Source organism: Parabacteroides sp. PM6-13 (assembly GCF_029892605.1).
Classification (GTDB): Bacteria; Bacteroidota; Bacteroidia; order Bacteroidales; family Tannerellaceae; genus QVMG01.
This window is the reverse complement of record NZ_JARXWF010000008.1, coordinates 168,846-191,074: the sequence shown is the minus strand read 5'-3', so window position 1 is coordinate 191,074 and position 22,229 is coordinate 168,846. Positions and strand designations below refer to the sequence as shown.

Annotated in this window: 10 protein-coding genes and 1 tRNA gene; 4 read left to right on the top strand and 7 right to left on the bottom strand. The window is 45.9% G+C overall.

The features are described from left to right. Positions 1-80 precede the first annotated feature (80 nt). From M2134_RS09495 to M2134_RS09485, 3 genes are all read left to right on the top strand, one after another. Entirely contained in the window at positions 81-3,125 is a 3,045-nt protein-coding gene (locus M2134_RS09495; protein ID WP_280750774.1) for a TonB-dependent receptor, read from the top strand. A 27-nt stretch (positions 3,126-3,152) separates the two neighbouring features. Next, complete coding sequence (locus M2134_RS09490; protein ID WP_280750775.1) at positions 3,153-5,003, top strand: RagB/SusD family nutrient uptake outer membrane protein; 1,851 nt, start codon at positions 3,153-3,155, stop codon at positions 5,001-5,003. Positions 5,004-5,205: 202 nt separating this feature from the next. Beyond that, positions 5,206-7,704 (top strand): YfhO family protein, encoded by a 2,499-nt coding sequence (locus M2134_RS09485; protein ID WP_280750776.1) that lies wholly within the window; start codon positions 5,206-5,208, stop codon positions 7,702-7,704. 81 nt (positions 7,705-7,785) lie between these two features. Here M2134_RS09485 and M2134_RS09480 read toward each other — a convergent pair whose 3' ends face one another. Then, positions 7,786-8,385 carry a lipocalin family protein gene (locus M2134_RS09480; RefSeq protein WP_280750777.1) on the bottom strand — a complete coding sequence of 200 codons (600 nt, stop codon included), beginning with the start codon at positions 8,383-8,385 and terminating at the stop codon, positions 7,786-7,788. Between the two features lie 297 nt (positions 8,386-8,682). Next, entirely contained in the window at positions 8,683-10,668 is a 1,986-nt protein-coding gene (locus M2134_RS09475; protein ID WP_280750778.1) for a DUF4954 family protein, read from the bottom strand. 388 nt (positions 10,669-11,056) lie between these two features. Here M2134_RS09475 and M2134_RS09470 point away from each other — a divergent pair. Beyond that, a tRNA-Leu gene (locus tag M2134_RS09470) sits at positions 11,057-11,138 on the top strand. Positions 11,139-11,230: 92 nt separating this feature from the next. Here the strand turns inward: M2134_RS09470 and M2134_RS09465 are convergent. From M2134_RS09465 to M2134_RS09445, 5 genes are all read right to left on the bottom strand, one after another. Then, on the bottom strand, positions 11,231-13,621 hold the full coding sequence (locus tag M2134_RS09465; RefSeq protein ID WP_280758164.1) for a glycoside hydrolase family 3 N-terminal domain-containing protein: 2,391 nt from the start codon (positions 13,619-13,621) through the stop codon (positions 11,231-11,233). Between the two features lie 104 nt (positions 13,622-13,725). Next, positions 13,726-16,062, bottom strand: a complete 2,337-nt coding sequence (locus M2134_RS09460) for a beta-glucosidase (RefSeq protein ID WP_280758162.1) — start codon at positions 16,060-16,062, stop codon at positions 13,726-13,728. Between the two features lie 77 nt (positions 16,063-16,139). Further along, a complete protein-coding gene (locus tag M2134_RS09455; RefSeq protein ID WP_280750780.1) occupies positions 16,140-17,357 on the bottom strand; it encodes an esterase in 1,218 nt (405 codons plus the stop codon). 26 nt (positions 17,358-17,383) lie between these two features. Next, the gene (locus M2134_RS09450; RefSeq protein ID WP_280758161.1) at positions 17,384-18,949 is read right to left on the bottom strand and encodes a RagB/SusD family nutrient uptake outer membrane protein; all 1,566 of its coding nucleotides are present in this window, start codon (positions 18,947-18,949) and stop codon (positions 17,384-17,386) included. A gap of 24 nt (positions 18,950-18,973) precedes the next feature. Continuing rightward, positions 18,974-22,027 carry a TonB-dependent receptor gene (locus M2134_RS09445; protein WP_280750782.1) on the bottom strand — a complete coding sequence of 1,018 codons (3,054 nt, stop codon included), beginning with the start codon at positions 22,025-22,027 and terminating at the stop codon, positions 18,974-18,976. Positions 22,028-22,229 lie beyond the last annotated feature (202 nt).

Below are 22,229 nucleotides of genomic sequence, written 5' to 3'. Positions count from 1 at the left end.
TAAGGTATTCGTTCTTATAATAACTACAAAAAATAGCTATAGAGTATTTACTAATAAATTACACTTTAAAATCTCACATTATGAAACAAACATTTTTAGGCAAGCTTTTCCTTTGTTTGATCGCCATTTTCTGGATGGGGACAGCCGAAGGTTTTGCTCAAAACAGTTTTAAGGTAACAGGTACACTAAAAGATTCGAATGGAGAATCTATTATTGGTGCCTCCATTGTGGAAAAAGGGACAACGAACGGAACTGTTTCTGACATTGACGGACGCTTCACTTTAAATGTGAAAGCGAATAGCCGATTGCTCATATCCTATGTCGGGTATGTCACGGAGGAGCTAACGGCTGCCCCAGGGCAATCGTTGAATATTATAATGAAAGAAGATTCGGAAACGTTAGAGGAAGTCGTTGTTGTGGGTTATGGAGTCGTAAAGAAATCAGACCTGACAGGCTCTGTTTCTTCCGTTTCTACAAAAGATTTAATACGTGGAGGAAATACCGATGCGGTAGGTTCTTTGCAAGGCACCATGCCGGGAGTACAGATTTCTCGTTCGAGTAGTAAACCGGGGAGCGAATACAATATCTTAATTCGTGGCTTAAATACCATTAGTGGAAGTACCTCTCCCCTGGTTGTTATTGACGGAGTACAAGGAGGATCGCTTTCGAATATCAATCCGGATGATATTGATCGCATAGACATTCTGAAAGATGCCTCGTCAACAGCCATTTATGGTTCACGGGCATCTAATGGAGTCGTACTTGTCACTACCAAACGTGGTAAAAAAGGAGATGTGAAGATTAACTACAGCGGCTACGCCGGTTTTCGCAATTATACCAACTTACCCAAGATGATGTCTGGTGAGGAGTATGTACAATTGGCTCGTGAAGCCGTACGTACTTCAAACAATAACCAATATAAGCAGGACAGCGAGATTTTTACCGCGTCGGAATTAAAAGCGATTGAAGAGGGCAATTATTTTGATTGGTTAGATGCCGTCAGCCATTCAGGTGTAATGACCAATCATTCTATTTCGGCTTCAGGAGGAAGCGACATTTCTACCTATGCGATTTCTGCCGGTTACTATTATGAAGACGGTATGATAGATCCGGAAGAATATTCCCGTTATAACCTGCGTACTTCAGTCGATGTAAAACCGAAAGATTACCTAAGATTTGGAATTAACGCCTATGGCACACATACGGTACGGGATACTGGTACGGGAATGATGACAACCGCTATGAGAATGCGACCAACATATCATCCAACCAATCTGATTACCGGCGAAGAAGAGACAAAGTATTCTAATGGTCGCTATAATCCACTGCTTACACAAAAGAATGCGACCAACAAGCGTAAAAACTATAATCTGATGGGGAATATTTATTTAGAAATTCTTCCGGCCAAGGATCTTTCCATCAAAACAACCTTCTCTCCGAATATACGTTTTTACGAGGCAGGCCAATACTTAGGTTCCTATACAGAGAACCGCAGTGGTAATTTGCCCAATAGTAATTATGAAAAAAATAGCTATACCAATTGGATGTGGGATAATCAGATCAGCTATCGTTTTGCAAAAAAAGAACACCGCTTCGATGTGATGGGCGTGTTTTCAATGGTGCAAAATCAAGAAGAACGATTAAGAGGAATCGGTAATAATCTTTCTTACAATTCTTTGTGGTATAATCTGCAAGGGGGAACAACGAATAGCTCAACATCCGGTTTTACGAAGACAAGCCTCATGTCTTATTTAGCCCGGGCGAATTATTCATTTCGCGACAATTATTTTGTGACAGCCAGTATTCGTTTCGATGGCTCTTCCAAATTGGCAGAAGGGAATAAATGGGGTTCATTCTCTTCGGCAGCTCTGGCATGGCGTCTGTCCGGTGAAGAATTTATGAAAGAGATTGACTGGCTCACAAACTTAAAGCTTCGTTTGAGTTATGGTCAAAGTGGTAATGATAATGTAAGAGCGTATCAGACCGAAGGATCCACCAGTGCGGTTAACTACTATGTGTTTGGAACCACCGATGCGCAAGGTTATCTACCAGGAAATATGCGCAACCCGAATTTAGGTTGGGAGCGCACAACTGAATACAATATTGGATTGGACTTCGGTCTTTTTGACAATCGCATTTCCGGGAATATAGAATACTATAACAGATTGACAAAAGATTTGATTATGAACAAGACGATCCCTGTTACTACCGGTTATACTTCCGTAACCGACAATGTTGGTTCTGTACGTAATACGGGGGTTGAGTTTATGATTAATTCGGAAAATATACGTACCAAAGACTTCTCCTGGACTACACAATTCAATTTTGCCTATAATAAAAATCGGATCGTTGATTTGGCCTATAAAGAGGATCTCTCTTCCAAAGGACCGTCTCTCCAAGGTATGGTGGGTGATTACAACAACTTATGGATTATCGGACAGCCCATCGACATCAACTTCAGCATGATGACTCAGGGAGTCTATCAGTTGGGCGAAGAAGCGGAAGCAGCTAAATACGGCGCTAAACCCGGACATTATAAACCACTGGATTTGAATCAGGATGGGGAAATAACAGATGCTGACCGTGTCATCAATGGGAAACATACTCCCGACTTTACGGGAGGGATGACTAATACATTCACCTATAGAAACCTTGATTTCTCATTTCAGATGTCATTCCAGACAGGAGCCAAAGTCTATAACCAATATTTAGTTTCTTTTGCTTTAGAATACAACACACAGAATTTTAATAATCTCAAATATAACTATTGGACTCCGGAAAATCCGACAAATGATTTTCACCGCCCAAGTAGTAGCGACCCCTACGACCGGGATAAAGGGCGAAGCGATACTTGGAACAGGGATGAATCGAAAGCATGCGCGTCACATCGTTTAGGATCTACCGATTACTTAAAAGTAAACTATATTTCTCTGGGCTATACATTGAATAAAAATCTGGTACAAAAACTTGATCTGAGCAACTTACGTGTGTATGCCACTGTGCAGAATCCCTTTATCTGGACACGCGATAAGTATGCGTTCAATCCGGAGCAAATGCGTGTTGCCATTGGTAGTACCGACTTTATGACTGTCAATGCTATCATCGGTGTAAATGTAGAATTTTAATTAAGAACCATATTATATTAAGAGATTATGAAAAGGAAAAATATACTTGCAATAACAGTTTTCTTTGCAACAACACTCCTTATTTCAAGTTGCTCGTCATTCTTGGATGAGGAAAATATAGCAGGTCAGTCTGCGGAGAAATACTTTGCAACCGCTATTGGTTACGAGAGTTTAATCAATGGATGTTATAACACCATGAAGTCTGTTTATAACACAAAGAACTATAATGTATTGTCTCAATTAGGCACGGATATCGTCACGCAAAATGCACCGAATGCTCCTACGCTTGCCGCAATTAATAAATACACTTTGTATCATAGCGATAATGGATTTGTATATCTTCAATGGACAAGTTTGTATGCTGCGCTAAAAAATGTAAATGCAGCCATCGACCGTGCGGAAAATGTAATTACGAAAACACAAGATCCGCGTGATGGTATGGATGAGAACTTACTGGCTCAACGGGTTGCTGAAGTCAAATTCCTGCGCGCTCTTTATCTGTTTGATATCGTTCGGAATTGGGGACAAGCTCCGCTTATTTTGCATGAACCGACAGAGGTGTCTACTGTTTCTCAGTTAGATAGCGGAGATAAGTTTTACGATCAAATTCTGGCAGATCTGAACGATGTATTAAACTCCAGTTTACCCATGCAACAAACAGCAAGCTCATATGGACGTGTTTCTAAAGCCGCCGCGAAGCATCTTCGTTCTCTTGTTTATCTAACGCGAGGCTATCAGACCTATGGCTCTCAATCCGACTTCACCAATGCCTTGGCTGACGCGGAAGATGTGATAGCCAATTCGGGACATACACTGCTGGAAGATTACGCCTTGGTACATCGCCAGACAAACGAAGAAAACGATGAAATAATCTTTTGTATCAATTTTGCTCAAAAAGATAAGTATTGGGGAAATGTCTTCCCTGAATTTTACATGCCGGTTTATCGGGAAGGTTGGGTGGACTTAGCACCGGATAATCGGTATGGAGCCGATGCTGCTGCTCATTCTATTATGCCGACCAAATATACCTATCTACTTTTTGACTGGAAAAAGGATCAGCGTGCGCGTGTCACTTTTATGTCTCCTTATAACGGTGATGCAGCCACATCCATTGACGGACGTACGGCCGGTGAAAACTACTTTGTAAGTATTAATGGCTCTGTTGTGCCTAAAAACGAGCCGGTGATCTATTTCCCTGTTCCACTCGATGGCGGTTTCAACAACCATGTATATACTACAGCGGAAAAGAATGAGGCGAAAACAAAAGGGAAGTATTATTTCAATTATCCATTGGGTAGTTTGCAGGAAAAATCCTATAAAGACGCGGCAAATGATGACTATTACATTATGGGAAATCAAGGAGGTGACTCCGGTTCGCGCACCTGGTTGCCTGTTTGGAAGTTTAAAGATGCCAATATGCAACATGGAGGAACAGGAGGAGAAGTGGGACAAGTAGGACGTGACATTTTCCTGTTTCGTTTAGCGGAGACCTATCTGATCGCAGCAGAAGCCGCGGTGAAGGCGAATAACAATACGAAAGCTTTGAACTACATAAATGCCGTGCGTCAGCGCGCATCGAATAATGCACCGGAAACGGGTTTGACGCTCTATTCAGGAACAGTTACAATTGATGACGTGTTGAACGAACGTGCGCTCGAACTATTTGGAGAGGTACCTCGTTGGAATGACCTGACACGTACCGGTAAGCTGGCAGAACGTGCCTTGGAATACAACTGGGATATCACGCATATCGAAGGTGCTGTGACCTCCGAACTGAGTGCAACAACCAATGCTAAATTCAGTCTTCGCCCAATTCCTGTTGCCTGGTTAAATTCATTGTCTAATGGTCAGGAATTAGGGAATAACCCTGGCTGGTAACCAAACCTACTATCATTTTGAGATTTACGCGAGACTTCGCGACTATACTCCCGGGGGTACTTGGCAAACTCCCGGGAGAAATATTTCCTTGCTATTAAACGATCAAGCAGAACAGCAACGCATAAATTCCCATTTATTCCCGCGCGCATGAACTCATATTAAAATAATTACCCTAATTTTGTGCGAAACAAAGAAATAAGTTATGCGAGATCTGATCAAAAAGTATGGTTGGCACGTAGGTGCTCTGATTCTCTTCCTGGGTATTGTTACTGTCTATTTTTATCCTTCTGTCGTTGAAGGGAAGGTGATGCAACAGGGAGACTCTCAGAAGTTTGTGGGGATGATTCAAGAGTCAATCGATTATTATGAAAAAGAAGGGGAGACATCCTTTTGGATTGGCTCCATGTTTTCCGGTATGCCGGCTTACCAGGTCGGGGCACCGGGTGGTAGTTTCAATCCGCTGCCAGCGCTTCTTCAACTAATCAAAAACATCGATGCGATGGGGGCAGGCATTATCCTGGCTGCGCTGATCGCTTTTTATATCCTGATGTGTGTCATGGGGGTCAACCGCTGGCTGGCTATCCTGGGCGCTATTGCCTACGCTTTGGCCTCTTATAACATTATCATTATCGGCGCCGGACATATTTCAAAAGCCTACGTGATTGCCTATATGCCTCTGACCCTGGCGGGCATGGCGCTTCTGTTCCGGGGGAAAATGCTCTGGGGCGGTGTCCTGTTTGCCTTGAGTATCGCTTTCTCTACGCTGGAAGGGCATTTGCAGATCACCTACTACCTGGCGCTCTTCTGCGTGATTATCTTTTTCGGATTTGTTTACCAGAACATCAAAGAAAAGACATACCAAAAGCTGATCAAGACAACAGCCATCATGGCTGTAGCAGCGCTATTGGGCATCTTGCCTAACCTGGCTACCCTCTATAGCAATTTGGAAATGAGTAAGACGAGCCTTCGCGCTCCTTCCGAACTGACACAGCCCGAGACGGGCGAGAGACCGGCCACCGGCATGGATAAAGACTATGCTTTCTCCTTTAGTTATGGACGGGGCGAACTGATGACATTCCTGATTCCCGACGTCTATGGACGCGGTTCGGGCACCACCCTCGACAATACGTCCGAGACCCATCAGTTTTTGCGTAAGAATGGCTATCAGGTAGGGAAAGAGGTGATGATGCCGACCTACTGGGGCAGCAAGCCCTTTACGGAAGGGGCGGTGTACTTTGGAGCTATCATCTGTTTTCTGTTTGTATTGGGCATGTTTGTGATCCGTCATCCAATGAAATGGTGGATGTTTGGCGGAGCCTTGTTCTTCGTCCTCCTCTCGTTGGGTAAGAACCTCACCTGGTTCAATGATTTCATGTTCTACTATTTCCCGATGTACAATAAATTCCGTACGCCCGAAATGGCATTGGTTATTCCCGGACTGGTATTTCCTATTATCGCCTGTTGGGGATTGAAAGAGATCTTAGATAATAAATTGGAAGCTAAAACATTGAAAACGGGGCTGATCTGGTCGCTGGCGATTACCGGTGGACTTTGCCTCATCGTTTGGTTGTTCCCTAACGCCTTCTTTAGTTTCCAGACGGATGGCGACGTATTACATGGATATAATACCCAGCCCTGGTATAATGCCCTGTTGGTCGACCGGGCTGCGATGGCCTCTTCGGATGCATTCCGTTCCCTGATCTTTATTCTGCTGGGAGCTGGACTTGTCTTCCTGTTGATGAAATCGAAAGATAAAAAGAAGGTCTCTATGATCGTTTGCGCGGGATTGGCGGTACTCACATTGGTGGATCTTTGGGGAGTGGATCGTCGCTATGTAGACGTAGACCGATATAAAACAGAAAAACTACAAGAGGCGTTCAAACCCTCCGTTGCCAATCAGGAGATATTGAAAGACAAAGACCCCGCTTACCGGGTAGTCAACCTGCAAAACACCTTTGAAGAGACCTATACCTCCTATTTCCACCGTTCGGTAGGGGGCTATCACGCGGCTAAACTGAGGAGCTACCAGGATCTGATCACCTACCGGTTGGGGGGCGAGGTCAACCAAATCATCAAAGCATTGCAGAATGCCCAGTCGGAATTGGATCTATTCGCAACCCTCCGCAACACCCATTCGCTGAATATGCTGAATGCCCGTTATATCATCTACAACCCGGAATATCCGCCTATCCGCAATCCGTTTGCCTGCGGTGACGCCTGGTTTGTGTCGGAGGTGAAGATGGTAGAGAATGCCGATGAAGAGATGGCAGCGCTGGCGACTACCGACCCGTCGGAAACGGCTGTTGTCGACAAACGCTATGCGGAGGAGTTGGCAGGATTCACCCCGCAGTTTGATGAAACGGCCACGATCGTGCTCAACAGCTATCGCCCGAACCGCTTGAATTACACCTCTCGGGCAGCTTCTGAACAACTGGCTGTCTTCTCTGAGATCTATTACCAGCCCGGCTGGGAGGTAACGATCGACGGCCAACCGGCTTCGCATTTCCGGGCCGATTGGACATTGCGCGCCATGCGTATTCCGGCAGGTGAGCATGAGATCGAATTTGCTTTCCGTCCGCAGGGCTATTTCATGGCTAAACGAATTGCCAACGCCAGCTCCTACCTGATCGTCTTCCTACTGATCGGAGCCATTGGCTATTCCATCTGGGATTATTTCAGGAAAAAGAAACAACAAGCCTAAACAATATTCTTCAAAAAAAGCAAAGGGGCTTGACCGGAAATTGGTCAAGCCCCTTTGCTTTTTAGTTCTTATAATACCGGATCAACCCAAGTCCTGGTCGATCTGTGTGTATTCAATCAACGCTCCATGATGAATGAGCGGTTGGTTCTGATCGATCCAGATCAGTTTCGAGGTGTCATAGCCGATCATGCCTGCTCTGTGGATAAAGGCTCTTTTGATATTGTCCGGCATGGCATGCTCGCGCGACAGAAGCCACAGATGACGCAGGTCTTCGCCGGCCACCAAGGCGTATTTATACTCCGCGTCGACCTCAATCACATTATATCCCGTATAGAGCGGACCACGATAAGAGATCTTCATCTTCGCGTCATACATCGGACCGGTGAATTTCACTGTGCCGATCTTAATCTCTTTCCGTTTCTTATAATAGTTATACCAACGCTTTACGACCTTCAGATTGCCGTTATAACGCAAGGAGAAATCGATCGACGTATTAATGATATTGCGGTCAAACTTGTAATCCAACCGGGCCACCTCATACCATTTCCCCAAAAACTTATCCACTTCAAAAGGATTAACCGCAACGGCTTTCCGGGGAATCGTTTTCCTCATATTCCATGCCAAAAAGGCACCTGTCGCTGCCAGCGCAACACCCCCGGCTATTACATGACTCTTTTTCATATCTGTTTGTTTTTAGTTGTTTTTCAATCATCAGATGCTTCTGAAGGCCTCTGTCTTATTGTAACCACTCCGTAAAGTTAATTGTTTTTCCGAATCGGCAAAAAACATTCGGTTAAGAAGTTGTTTTGAATTTTATTGGAGCTTATTTAGTCTTATTTTTCGCTTAGTTGTGTCTTTGCTTTTGGGAGCATAGCGAGCTATGTGACTAAAAGCAAAGGCGCGGATAAGCGGAAAAGAAGGCTGAAGAAGCCCAATAATAAGCAACAATAAATTATTTTATAAAATTCAAAACAGCTTCTAAATCTTCCTTAACCGTTCAATCACCTCTTCTCCCAACGCCCGCTTTGTCTTGATATGCTCACGAACGGTCGTCACAAAAGGATTGTTCTCGAAATCACCACGTACCCCTTCGAAATCCTTGATCTTTGCCTCATCAGAGCCGTCTACCCCAAAGCCGATCCGGGAGGTCAGCGAAAACTCTTTCCGAGCATCCTGATAAAGCATCTCATCCAGCTCGATCACAGATGTCTGCCAGGCCTCCACAAGGCCGACCAACTGGTCGACAGTCGTCTGGGAAAGGTCTATTCCATACTGTCTCTCGATACATGCGTAGGCCCATGTCCACTCCATATCGTAATACTTACGGGCCATATCGTCGAAGAAGGATTCGATCTCCGACAACGAGCTGCATACGCCCGATTCGATCGCATCCAACAAACCGTTCAGGCTCTCTTGCGGAAGGATCAAGCCCGACAGGTCGACCCATTCACCCAGTCCGTTCGGCTCGCTTGGCTTCAACCGCTCGCGCACCTCTTCAATAGAAGTGAACGCCTCCTTCCCTAAACGGGATATCAGGGAGTTACCCAAGAATTTGCAGATGGCCATCCGGTAAAACTCCATGCCTTTGCGGAGCGAAGTTCCCTTGATACGCGTATTCTGATACGAAAAAACCTCCGAGGTGGCGCCGGCCAGGTGTTGTAATTCTTTTAATATAGCCACCGCTTTGATCATCTTTTGGATGGTATAGGGGCTAAGCAGGTTGAAATTGATTTTATCGAGTTGGAAAGGATCTGTCCGTTTATCGCGCTTCGGCCATTTCTGCACGTCACGGATCGTGCCCACGCTGCGCAGATTCACACCGGGCACCAGCCAGGTCTCGTCGTTCTTCTCGATGAGATAAGAGAAAGGAATATCCGACGTGTCACTATGATGATGATGGCGTCCCATCACCAGCGAGAAAGCACCGATCCGCGCCGGCCAAAGGATATAGGAATCACTGGTCGTTTTCGAGCCCCTCTCTACAATACCCTGATGGATAGGACCCAGTTTATACATATGATTGCTCTGGTTCGAACCGCTCCCGGCATTCAGGAATGAAAACATCCCGGCAATCAACAGGCTGCTCTTATGCATCGAAACCGTGAAGGGTCCGGCAAAGATGGCGCACGCCTCCCCGTTCTCGAAAGCGCAGTTGCTGAAAAGCAATGAGTCGTGAGCCGAGAAGTTATGCGACACATGACAGGCCTGCCCGATAAAGCAACGCACAATCTTCGCCGCATCCGACAAGATAGTGCCCGACGAAACAATGAAATCTTCAGCAATCACCGAGTCGCCAATATAGACCGGCGCCACCCGGCTGCTATTGACCGAGCCATTCGACAGGCGGGTCACATTCTCCAATACAGCCGCGTCGCCGATACGCACATTGCGCAGTGTGCCGCAATTACGGATCACCACCCCTTGCCCGATCATCCCTTGCGTGGAGGCGATCTGCTCCGCGTAGGCCGTTACCATCTGTTGCAACCGCGCGATCAATTCGGGACGATGCCGATAAAGCGCGATAACATAGGCCAGGGAGGCCGACATACCGTCATAGATAGGCACTTCGCGACCGCCGGTCTCATTCAGTACGGCCACATGCACATTATTTCCGAAAGAACTCTTCTCATCGACCACCAACAGGTTCACATGCTGCAACATACTCCCCTCGCCAATCGTGTAATTGGCAATATAATTCTGCACCTGTTCGATCAATACATTATCGCCCACCGTGCAATTATGCAACGCGGCATGAAAAATACCGCTATGTCGCTTGATGCCACCGGCCAATTCAAATTCCTCTTCAAAAACACCCAACCGGATATCCCCGGAGAAGCGTACATCATGTACATACCGTGTATCAAAGCCTTCAGCAACAAGTACCCGGCTCCAATCTTCCGCAAAACAATGTTGTGACTCCAGGCGAGCAATCTCTTCGGCAGTAAGGCAGTTTAGTTTATTCATACATCTGTTTCATAAATCAATCAAAAACTCCGCCATATGCCTCCCATCCCGAATCTCCGATTCCAAACAGTATACAACGAGGCATACAAACAGCAAAAATAAAACGGGAAGTTACTTTTTTTATTTTAACCTCCAACTATCATTTTGTCAAAATCGCCCGACTTTTTTTCCGTAAACGTAGGGGTATTTAAAATTACCCGCAGGAGTAACACTTTTTAACGTATCATATTGTAAAGCAAAATGCCCTTTTTGCTATCATTTTGACAATTAACAATCGCTTAGCCCAAAGGCGTAAAGCAATCCATTCTCTCCCCCACCCTCCCCAAAATTCCTTCTAAAAACTTGTCCATCTCCAAAAAACATGTACCTTTGCCCCCGCAAACCCCAAGCGGCTGTGGTGTAATTGGTAGCCACGCCAGACTTAGGATCTGGTGCCGAGAGGCGTGGGGGTTCGAGTCCCTTCAGCCGCACAAGGTTAAAAAACCCTCCTGATTGATTTTAGGAGGGTTTTTGTTGTTGGTACAGCGATTTAGGGCTTACTTTTGGGTCAGCCCATCTGTTTTTATTTATTGGGTGTTTCCCATTTTTTTGTAGTTGTGCAGGAAACATTTACAATTTGGTCGCCTGTTTGAATGCGGAAGTCACCTTCTTCTAAAATCCATTTGCCATCATAGCCGACAAAGGCGAGATCGGAACCTTTTATTTTTAATACAATGGTTTTTGTTTCGTTTGGTTTCAATTCTACCTTTTCGAAAGCACGGAGACGACGAACATCGGGGGTTAGAGAAGCAACAAGGTCGCTGCTGAATAATAAGACACTCTCCTTCCCGATGCGGTTACCGGTATTTTTTACATCAACGGTAAAGGTCAATTCATCGTCAGCCGAGAAATTTGCTTTATCTACCTTCAGGTTACTGTAAGTAAAAGTAGTATAACTCAAGCCATAACCGAATGCCCATTGCACGTTTACCACCGCGTCATAATTGTAAGCGCCTTCCATCTGTCTGCCAATATGCTCACTTGGTTTGTGGTCGTAAGTAACAAGCGAATTAATTTCCTTCGGATAGGTAAAAGGCATTTTGCCGCTGAAGTTTGTATCTCCTGCAAGTAGGTTGGCTAAGGCATCCCCACCATAGTTTCCCGGAAGCATGATGTTGACTACGGCTTTTGCTAAGGGTTCGATATCAGCAATCAGGCGGGGGCGTCCTTGATTCAGGATAAGAATAATAGGCTTACCGGTTTTAGCCAGTTCTTTCATCAGATTAAGCTGGTTTTCGGAAAGAAAAAGATTGGTGAGGTTACCAGGTGTCTCGCAATAGGAGTTTTCACCTATACAAGCAACAATATAATCAACATCCGATGCAGCTATTACAGCCTTTTCTATTTCAGGATCATTCTCATCCCACCAATTGCCACCTTTCTTATAGGTCACGCCAGCTTCATAAATAATATTTTCCGATCCGAATTTATGTATAAATGCTTCAAGGATGGTATTGTAATCCGCAGCACATTCATCCGCCTTATCGCCTTGCCAGGAATAAGACCAGCCACCATTCAACGTGCGCATGGAGTTGGCATTAGGTCCGGTAATCAATAGTTTTTTACCTTTTGCGAGTGGCAAAATGTTTTCTGAGTTTTTTAGTAATACCATCGACTCCTCGGCAGCTTTCAATCCCACCGCAGCATGTTCGGCACTACCAAACAGCGGATAATCTTTCAAGTCATTGTATGGCTTCTCGAATAGGTTGAGACGATATTTCAAACGCAACACACGACGAACAGCATCGTCAATGCGGCTCATAGAAACTTCTCCCTCTTGCACCAATTCTTTCAGTAGTGTACAAAAATTCCAGTCATAGGGATCCATAGACATATCTATCCCTGCATTTATGGCCAGTTTGATAGCCTCCTTTTTGTCTTTAGCAATGTGGTCGCGACTATATAGATTGTTAATATCTGACCAATCGGTTACAATCATACCATCCCAATTCAGGTCCTCCTTCAGCCATTTGGTCAATAATTCGTAGTTGGCATGGAATGGTAAACCATTATTCATTGCGGAGTTTACCATGACAGAAAGAGCGCCGCCTTTCACCATTTCCAGATAAGGTGCGAAATGTTTTTCGCGCATATCTTGTAAGGTAATTGAAGAGGGTGTGCGGTCTTTACCCGAAACAGGCACGCCATATCCCATATAATGCTTCATGCAGGCAGCCACATGGTATGCGTCTACATGGTTTGGATTAACACCCTGGAAACCCTGTACGGATTCGCGTCCCATTTCTGCATTCAGGTAACAATCTTCTCCATAACTTTCCCACATCCGTGGCCAACGAGGATCGCGTCCCAGGTCGGTAACCGGAGCATAGGTCCATGGAATGCTTCCGGCTTTGGTTTCATAAGCAGAGATGCGGGCTCCTTCGCGCGTAAGTTCTCGGTTGAATGTGGCCGCCATATTTATGCCTTGCGGGAAAAACGTTCCACCGAGTGTGTAGGTCGTTCCATGTATCTGGTCTACTCCATATATACACGGGATGCCCATTACCTCCATCGACTTTTCCTGAATGCGCTTAATAATTTCCTGCCATTTAGCCGGAGTCTGTGCAATACTGTTGGGCACATTCAGTATAGAACCTACTTTGTATTTACCAATAACGCTATCCAGCATTGCCTCGTCCAACATGAATCCTTTAGCACTTTCTGCTTCCATGATGCGCGTGTATATTTGCATGATAACATCCTGTGCCGGCATTTCATTTCCTAACTTGAATTCGTTTTCCAGCTTATATTTTTCAAGCATCCTCTTCAGGTCGTCGACCTTCATGTTTTGAGGATTGATGCCGGCGAAAGGATTTGTACGTTTCTGCAATACATCAATAGCCAGTTCGGTCATCTGTCCGATCTTCTCATCGAGCGTCATTTTCTTGAGCAACGATTCAATTTTCTGCTCCATCTTCTTATCCTGCGGAATGGCAGGAGGAACATTCGTTTGTTGTGCGCAAATGTTTGTCATCAAGGCGACACCAACAAGGGATAATAGATACTTTCTCATTCTATTTATTTTAGTTTCAATACATCATTTGTTTTCACATCCTTCGCTTCAGTTACTACAGCATCCAGTGTTGCTTTTACATCTCTGGAAGAAGCTGCAACCAGTAATTTATACGTACCTCTGTCTGTTACCCATGCACTTTTACTTTCATCATAGGACGCCAGATCGGAAACGGAAACGGTCAGGGTTATTGTTTGGCTTGAGCCGGGTTCTAATTCCTTTGTTTTGGCAAAAGCTTTCAACTCCTGCATTGGTTTACCAAATATACTCATTGGAGCCGATACATAAAGCTGAACAACTTCTTTTCCGCTGGTTTTGCCTGTATTTTTCACATCTACTGTAACGGTAAATACTCCATTTGCGTTTTCCACTTGCGCATGGCTGTATTCAAATGTGGTATACGACAGACCATAACCGAATGGATAAGACACCTCTTTCTTATAGGTATCGAAGTAGCGATACCCTACATAAATATCTTCTTCGTAGATGGTATAGTCAATGTTGCGTACCGGCTCTGTCTTCTTTTCAGTATCACCACCCATGATATGGGCCATCCCCGCATCTGTTTTAGGCGGATCAATGGGGAAGTTTTTCGAAGAAGCAGCGTCCATAAGTTTCACAGGGAAAGTCATTGTTAATTTGCCGGAAGGATTGACCTTACCACTCAAAATATCGGCCACTGTGTTTCCTCCTTCCTGACCGCCCTGCCATGCGAGCAAGATAGCGTCAGGTCTTTTTCCCCATGAAGCGGTTTCAATTACGCCACCGATGTTAAGAATTACAATCGCTTTCTTTCCTAATGATTGGAATGCTTTCGACACGCTTGCAACCAATTCTTGCTCTTCATAGGTGAGTTCAAAATCGTCTGTCGGTTTACGATCAAGAAATTCGCCAGATGTCCTTCCGATGGTAATCAAAGCGACATCTGCATTCTGTGCCTGTTTATTTAGTTCGGTAACTGTCGGTACAAACTCACCAGGACGATTTTTAGGCATAAATGTTGCGTATTTATTATTCGGGTCAGGGTTATTCTTTGCATTCTCTTTTTCTATATATTCTTCATATTGTGCCTTGAGGGCTACGTCGAGTGTGTATCCACTATTTTCGAGCCCTTGGACCAACGAAACAGTATATGCCTCGTTGACATCGCCACTACCTGTACCGCCGGCAATAAAATCATAGGAGGTGATGCCATAAGCTGCCACCTTCTTCACGGAAGCCGGAAGCGGAAGTGCTTCTCTTTCGTTTTTCAACAACACCATACCTTCGCCGGCCGATTGGCGCGTTACTATTGCATGTGCATTGAGATCAGGTGTATTGGAATATTTGTACCCTTTGAAACGTGGCGACTTCAGGATGAGTTCAAGAATACGCTTTACGTTTGTGTTGATATCTGCCTCGGCCAGTGTACCGTTTTGTACGGCTTCAACAATGTCTGAGAATTGTTTGGGAGTCCCGGGCATCAATAGGTCATTACCCGCATGCATTTGCGCCGGAGCGTTTTTGCCACCGAACCAATCGGTCATTACGGTGCCGTTGAATCCCCATTCATTACGCAGTATGGTGGTTTGCAAATCGCGGCTTTCGGAGGCATATACTCCATTGATGAAATTGTAAGAGGACATAATAGTCCATGGATCGGACTCCTTAACGGCGATTTCAAAGCCTTTGAGGTAAATCTCGCGCAAGGCACGTGGAGTGACACGGCTGTCGTTATTCATACGGTTGGTTTCCTGGTTATTCGCAGCGAAATGCTTCAGCGAAACACCCACTCCGTTGCTCTGCACACCGCGAGTCATAGCGGCAGCAATCTTGCCGGAAATAACTGGGTCTTCAGAGTAATACTCGAAGTTGCGTCCGCAAAGTGGGTTACGGTGTATATTCAGAGCTGGGGCGAGTAATACATCGACACCATACTCCAGTACTTCGTTGCCCATGGCCTGGCCTACCTGTTCCACCAGCTCGGTGTTCCAAGTCGAAGCAAGCAAGGTGCCTATGGGGAAGGCAGTACAATAATAGGTGTCCGGGTCATTCTCGCGGGTGGGCGAGATTCTTAATCCGGCGGGTCCATCGGCCAATACGATAGCCGGAATACCCAGGCGGGGTATGGGGTAGGTGGTCCCGGCGGCTCCGGGAACCATCGACTGGGTTTCCCCTACAACTGCGCTATCGCCCGTTAATCCGCCCATACCTGTTCCAATTACTAATTTTACTTTTTCGTCGAGCGTCATGGCTGCAATAACTTTGTCGACGGGGGCCTTCCCGAGTTGGGGGACTCTCTCTGCGCATGATGCAAGAAATAGGGCAGCGATTAGGTTTGTGAGGATAATTATATTCTTCATAGAGTTTTCAAAGTGTTTATATTTGAAACGCAGATTATTATATAATATATTAATCTGCGTTTCGGAATAATGACTGATTATTTAAACAACATCGGCGCAAACTCTGTCAGATAAATACGCCAGTTGTCCCAGGTATGTCCGCCGCCACTTTCGCGCCAGGTATATTTGAAACCTATTTCGTCCATTTTCTTCATGCTGTCTATTACGCCTTTGTACAGAAAGTCTGTATTACCGCAAGCGATCCAGTATAGTTTGAAACCATTCTTTTTCTGGATTTCCAGCCGTTTGATGAACTCGTCTTCTGCTTTCTGCATCTCAGCGTTGTTAGCGTTACCCATACCCATCATAGTCGCAATAGGAGGGGCAGAGAATACACCGACATAATCGAATATATTCGGGTATTGCGCTGAAATGGTAGACGAGTGCATACCACCCATTGATAATCCGGCTATCGCACGATTCGCTTTGCCTTTCTTCACACGGTAGTTGTTTTCAATGAACTTCATTACATCGCCGAAGCTATCTTCCATGCTGGCTACAGCTTCTCTTGGGCCACCACCCATAGCGGGGGTGTATGCGCGGTTTGTTTCTTCGGGCGAAGCGTTATTTTGTGTATGACCGTTGGTCATCACCACAATCATCGGTTTAGCTTTTCCCTGAGCAATCAGGTTATCCATGATCTGAGCCGTACGTCCCAAAGCGATCCAAGCTTCTTCGTCGCCTCCTGAACCGTGAAGCAAATAGAACACCGGGTAGTTCTGCTTGTCGTTTTCATATCCGGGTGGAGTATAAATCGTGATGCGGCGGTTCTCTTTCAGTGTAGGGCTGTTGTACCAGCGGCGAGCAACGGTTCCGTGGGGAACTTCGTTGACACTGTATAGATCGCCCAAACCACCTTTAATAATGAAAAGGCTGGTAATCGAGGCCACGTCGCGTTTCATCATGATGTTGCTGGGGTCATTCATCTGCAGTCCGTCGACCACGAAGGTGTAACTGTACAGTTCAGATGCCAGTGGCTCGGGAGTTGTGAATTCCCATACGCCCTCTCTGTTTTCTTTTAACTCCGCTACTCCGGGAGCATCAAACTTACCATACGGTGTCTCCATTTTTTGATTTGGAAGGAAATCTCCGGTTACTTCAACCTTGACGGCCTTAGGAGCACGCAGGCGGAACGTTACAGTGTTGTTCTCGTGGATTTCGGGAGAGATGATTTGTGAACCTCCCCAAAGAGCTTGTTGCGCGAAGGATGCAAAGCACACCATAAGTAGCGCGGATAGGATAAATAACTTTTTCATTGTTTCTTTTTTAAATATAATAGTGATTACCAATTATCATTCTGCTCCATATTCGGATTCAAGTCCAACTCTTTGCGCGGAATAGGCAACAATTTGTGTTTTGCCTTAAAGCCATAAGTAGAGTTGTTGAACAAGACTTCGGCTCCATTGAGTGAGAAGGCAGAAATTTGTTTGCCCTGCTCGGCCAATGCTGTTTCTGCATCGCCCCAGCGAACGAGGTCTTGGAAGCGAACACTTTCCAGGCAAAGTTCAAGACGCTTTTCGGTTTTTACATCGTCCAGCGTGACAGATGTCAGAGGAGTGAGGCGAGCACGAGTGCGTGTCTGGTTGATGTAATTGAGCGCTTTGTCTTTATTTCCTCCCATAACATGGGCTTCGGCAGCCAATAATAATACTTCGGCGTAGCGCATGACGCGCAGATTGATATACTGGAGCGCTTGGAAGTACGACGCATCGTAAACACAGTCTTCCCGCAATGTACGGTTCTTCCACATAAAGTATCCTTCATGACCGATCATGCTGGCACCCGGCTGTACGGTAATTCCGATGGCCTCCATCTGCGGATAGCTGCGCATCGTGCTGTTGAGGCGGTAACCGTCGGCTCCTTCTACGGCGACAAAAGCGTCATACAGACTTTTACGTGGGTTGAAGAATCCGTATGTACCGGTGGCGATGTACGACATGGCATCCCAGCTAATGTTCAGTTTGTCGGAACGCCAACCCGTCATGATGAAGGTCATAGTCATTTGAGACCATGCCTGTTCCGAGTCGTTGCGCTTTTGCACTTCGAGCATCGATTCGCTGCTGCCGTTAGCCACTACGTGGAGCAACATATCGTAATCACCTTCATACAGCTTGTATTTGCCCGATTCGATCACCTTGTCGAGTATCGAGGCCGCATCAGCATACTTATTCTGGAACAGGTAAGCCTTTCCAAGCATGGCCTGAGCCACTTCACGGGTGACGCGGATCGTTGTTTCGCTATCGTTCGCATCCGCTTTAGATGGGAGCACACCTGAATTGATGGCATCGCCCAGGTCGCTTTCGATAATGGCCCATAAGGCTTCGGGTGTACTGTTGCCCTGACGGTACTCGCCGGGTTGCAACAGGTGGTCGACTACCGGCGCTGTGCCGAAGAGTGTCACCAGTTCGAAGTTTGCCCAGGCGCGGAAGAACTTAGCCTCAGCTACGGCACGCTTCTTTACGTCACTGTCGGGCGCCAACAGGTCAATAATCAGGTTGGCTTTATAAATGATACTGTACATACCCGAATACATGCCTTGCACCATACCGTGGTCGGTATCGAAAGTGTACTCGTTGAGTTGTTCCATGCTGGCATTATCGCCACGTGAACCTCCACCGCACCATATGTCGTCGGCCAATAGATTCTTTGTTAAGTACCAGTTGTAGTAGTTGCCGCCCCAACTCGAGTATAGTGAGGCCAGTGCCTGCATGGCATCTGCGTCTGTTTTGTAAAAATCTTCCTGCCCACCCAGGTTACCGTGCTTTTCAATGTTGAGACGGTCTTCGCAACCGATATTCAATATCGGCAGCAAACCCAATAATAGGATATAGATATATTTTGTTTTCATTATTCGTATCAATTTTGAAGTGAATTAAAATTCAATGTTAAATCCAAATACCACTTTTTTGGACGAAGGATAAGACCCTTTGTCTATCCCCATCCCTGAGGTTGAGTTGGCTGCCGCTTCCGGATCGAAGCCGGGGTACTTGGTGAAGGTGAAGAAATCGTCGAGCGATCCATAGAGGCGCAGGTTGTTCACGAAAATTTTCTTCGTCCAGCTTTTGGGTAGGGTGTAACCAAACTGTATTTGCTTGACTTTGAAGAATGAACCATCATACACCAGGGCGTCAGACGTTTGGTACTTGTCCATATTGGCGGCTCCGGCGCGCGGTACTGTACCTGACTTATTACCTGCCGTCCAACGGTTTTCGTAGAATATCTCTTTCAGTTTATTTGATGCTGCAAAGTCCGGGCGGTTGATGCAATTGAAAATGTCGTTTCCTTGTGAACCCGTACCGAATATCGTAAGGTCTAACCCTTTCCAGGCAGCCGACAGTGTGATACCGTAAGTGAAATCGGGGATAGCATCGCCGATATAATCCAGGTCGCCATCGTTCAGCGTGCCGCTATCGTCCAGGTCGTGGAAAGTAGGATCGCCGGTTTCAGGATCTACCCCTTTAAATTTATAACCGCGGAAGTAGTACACCGGTTGGCCTTTTTCGAAATAGGTAATGGTGCTTGTGTGGAAGTTCACTCCCGACAAGCGGGTGATAGACGGGTCGATATAGGTAACCTTATTCTTCAGTGTAGCCAGGTTGGCACGGATGCCGTAGCTGAAATCACCGATCTGGTCGCGCCAGCCCAGTTCAATCTCAAAACCTTTATTGCTAACGTTACCGGCATTCATTGGCGAAGTATTACCACCGATAATCAATGAAGGGGTAGTTCCCGATACCAATAAGTCCTTAGTCTTCTTGTCGAAGTAATCCATACTCAGGGTAAAGCGGTCTCTGAACATACGCATGTCGATACCCACATTAATCTGCTCGGAAGTTTCCCATTTTAGTTTGTCGTTACCCATCGTCGACGGAGCCGCTCCGGTTATATATGAATTGCCCAAAACAAAGGGATAAATGCTACCCAACGCCATGTCGGTGCTGTACGGATAGCCGCTCAAGGCAGCCAGAGAACCGTTCTGCCCCCAGCTTGCGCGCAGTTTTAAACTGCTTATCTGGTTTTTCAACGGAGCGAAGAAGTTCTCTTCAGATATGGTCCATCCTGCCGAAACAGCCGGGAAGTATCCCCAACGGTTGGTTGGAGGAAGCTGGGAAAGGTCGGCCGCATCGGCACGCAGTGAAGCCTGCAACAGGTAACGTCCTGCAAATTCGTAACCTATACGTCCGAAGTACGACAATTTAGCCGAGCGTGTCTTTTCACCACCCACACCTTTGGTAGCCGAGGCCGAGCCAAAGTTGAGGTAATAAAATAACGGATCGTTCTTCTTCAACGCATCCTCGCCATTGGCCGACAGGCTACCGTTCGTATAGTCGTAGGTCGATTCCTGGTACGACATACCCGCCATTCCTGTTACGGTATGTTGTCCGAAGGTTTTCATGTAGTTGGCAAAGTTCTCCCACTGATAATAGATAGAGGTGGATGAGGTGGCATTATGACTTACATAATCGCGGCTCTGTACCGAGTTGCCATAGAAAGGCAAATCCGTATTAGACTGGCGGGTACCGGACAGGCGGTAACCCAGGCGCGAAGTAAACGTAAAGTCTTTGATCGGATTGAAATCGGCATAGATAGAACCGCTCACGTTGAAACCGCTGCTCTTGCCGATGTTGTTGTCGCGCATAATCATCGGGTGATACTGCTCGCCCGAGTAATAGTTGGAAACGGCGTAATAATTGTCGTTTTCATCCGTCAATAGATATTTGCCGCTGTTCAGGGCGTTTAGCATATGCGCCGGCAGGTTCTCACGGGTATAAGTGTCGGGCGTCAGCGGGTCGAGCTGAAGAATCGACGTCAATAAACTACCGTATTCGCTATTCATAGATACGCTGCGCGTGTTGTATTTCTCAATCTGATTGGTGGTACCCACTTTGAACCAGGACTTAATCTCGTATTCAGAGTTGATGGTAGCCGTCAGGCGTTTGTACACGTCGGCATCACCCTTCACGATACCGTTGTTATCGAGGTAGCTAAGCGACAGATAGTAATTTCCTCGCTCGGTCCCGTTGCTAAAGGATACGTTGTGCTTCTGCATCCGGCTGTTCTCGAAAGCTACATCTGTCCATTGGGTATTGGTTACACCGTTCCAGTTGCTCCGTAGGAAATCTTCGGTAAAGGTATTTGACTCTACCATATAATTAATGTATTCTTCAGCACTTAACATCTTGGGAATACGCGCCAGCTCTTGTGAAGCCCACTGGAAGTCGTAGCTAATCTTTCCCTGTCCGGATTTTCCCTTTTTGGTGGTGATAAGTACAACACCGTTACCGGCTTCCGCACCATAGATAGCTGCTGAAGCTGCATCTTTTAAAACTTCCATTGAAGCGATATCGTTCGGATCAATACCGCTGATGTTGGATAGACGAACACCATCTACCACATAAAGCGGATTGGATGATGTGTTAGAAGAGTACCCGCGTACCCGTACCGTAGGTGAAGCACCGGGAGCAGCCGATGTCTGTATCACCTGTACCCCTGCGGTTTTACCCTGTAATGCCTGCTGGGCATTACTGATGGTACGGTTTTCCATATCTTCCGGCTTTACCTGAGAGATGGCACCCGTTACGGAACTCTTTTTCTGCACGCCGTAACCTACAACCACTACTTCATCCAATGCCTTGGCATCTTCTTTGAGTATAATGTTGGTCACTCCGGCAACAGCATTTCTCTCTTGTGTTTCATAACCAACGTATGAAAAAACAACAATTGATCCTTGCTTTACTGACAATAGATAGTTACCATCCATATTGGTAACTGTACCGTTGGAGGTGCCTTTTTCGAATACACTTACTCCAATCAGTGGCTCTTTGTTCTCATCGAGAACCGTGCCCGAAATCTTAATAACTTCCTGAGCAAACAGGAGTGGCATCGTTGTAACGAAGAAAAGAGTGAAGATGAAAAACCTTTTCATTGTTACGTGTCTTAAACTTCTTTTCATTTGATAAATATTAGATTGTTAAACTTGTGTTTACCACATCAAAAATTGATACTGCAATAGTAGAACAAAGGGGGAAAAAGCGTTTTCCGGTATGTGTAAAAGGTTTATAGCTTTGTTCAAAACCGTTGTTCTATTTGTTCAAATGTTTATGGATTTATTCAAAAAATGCTCTATA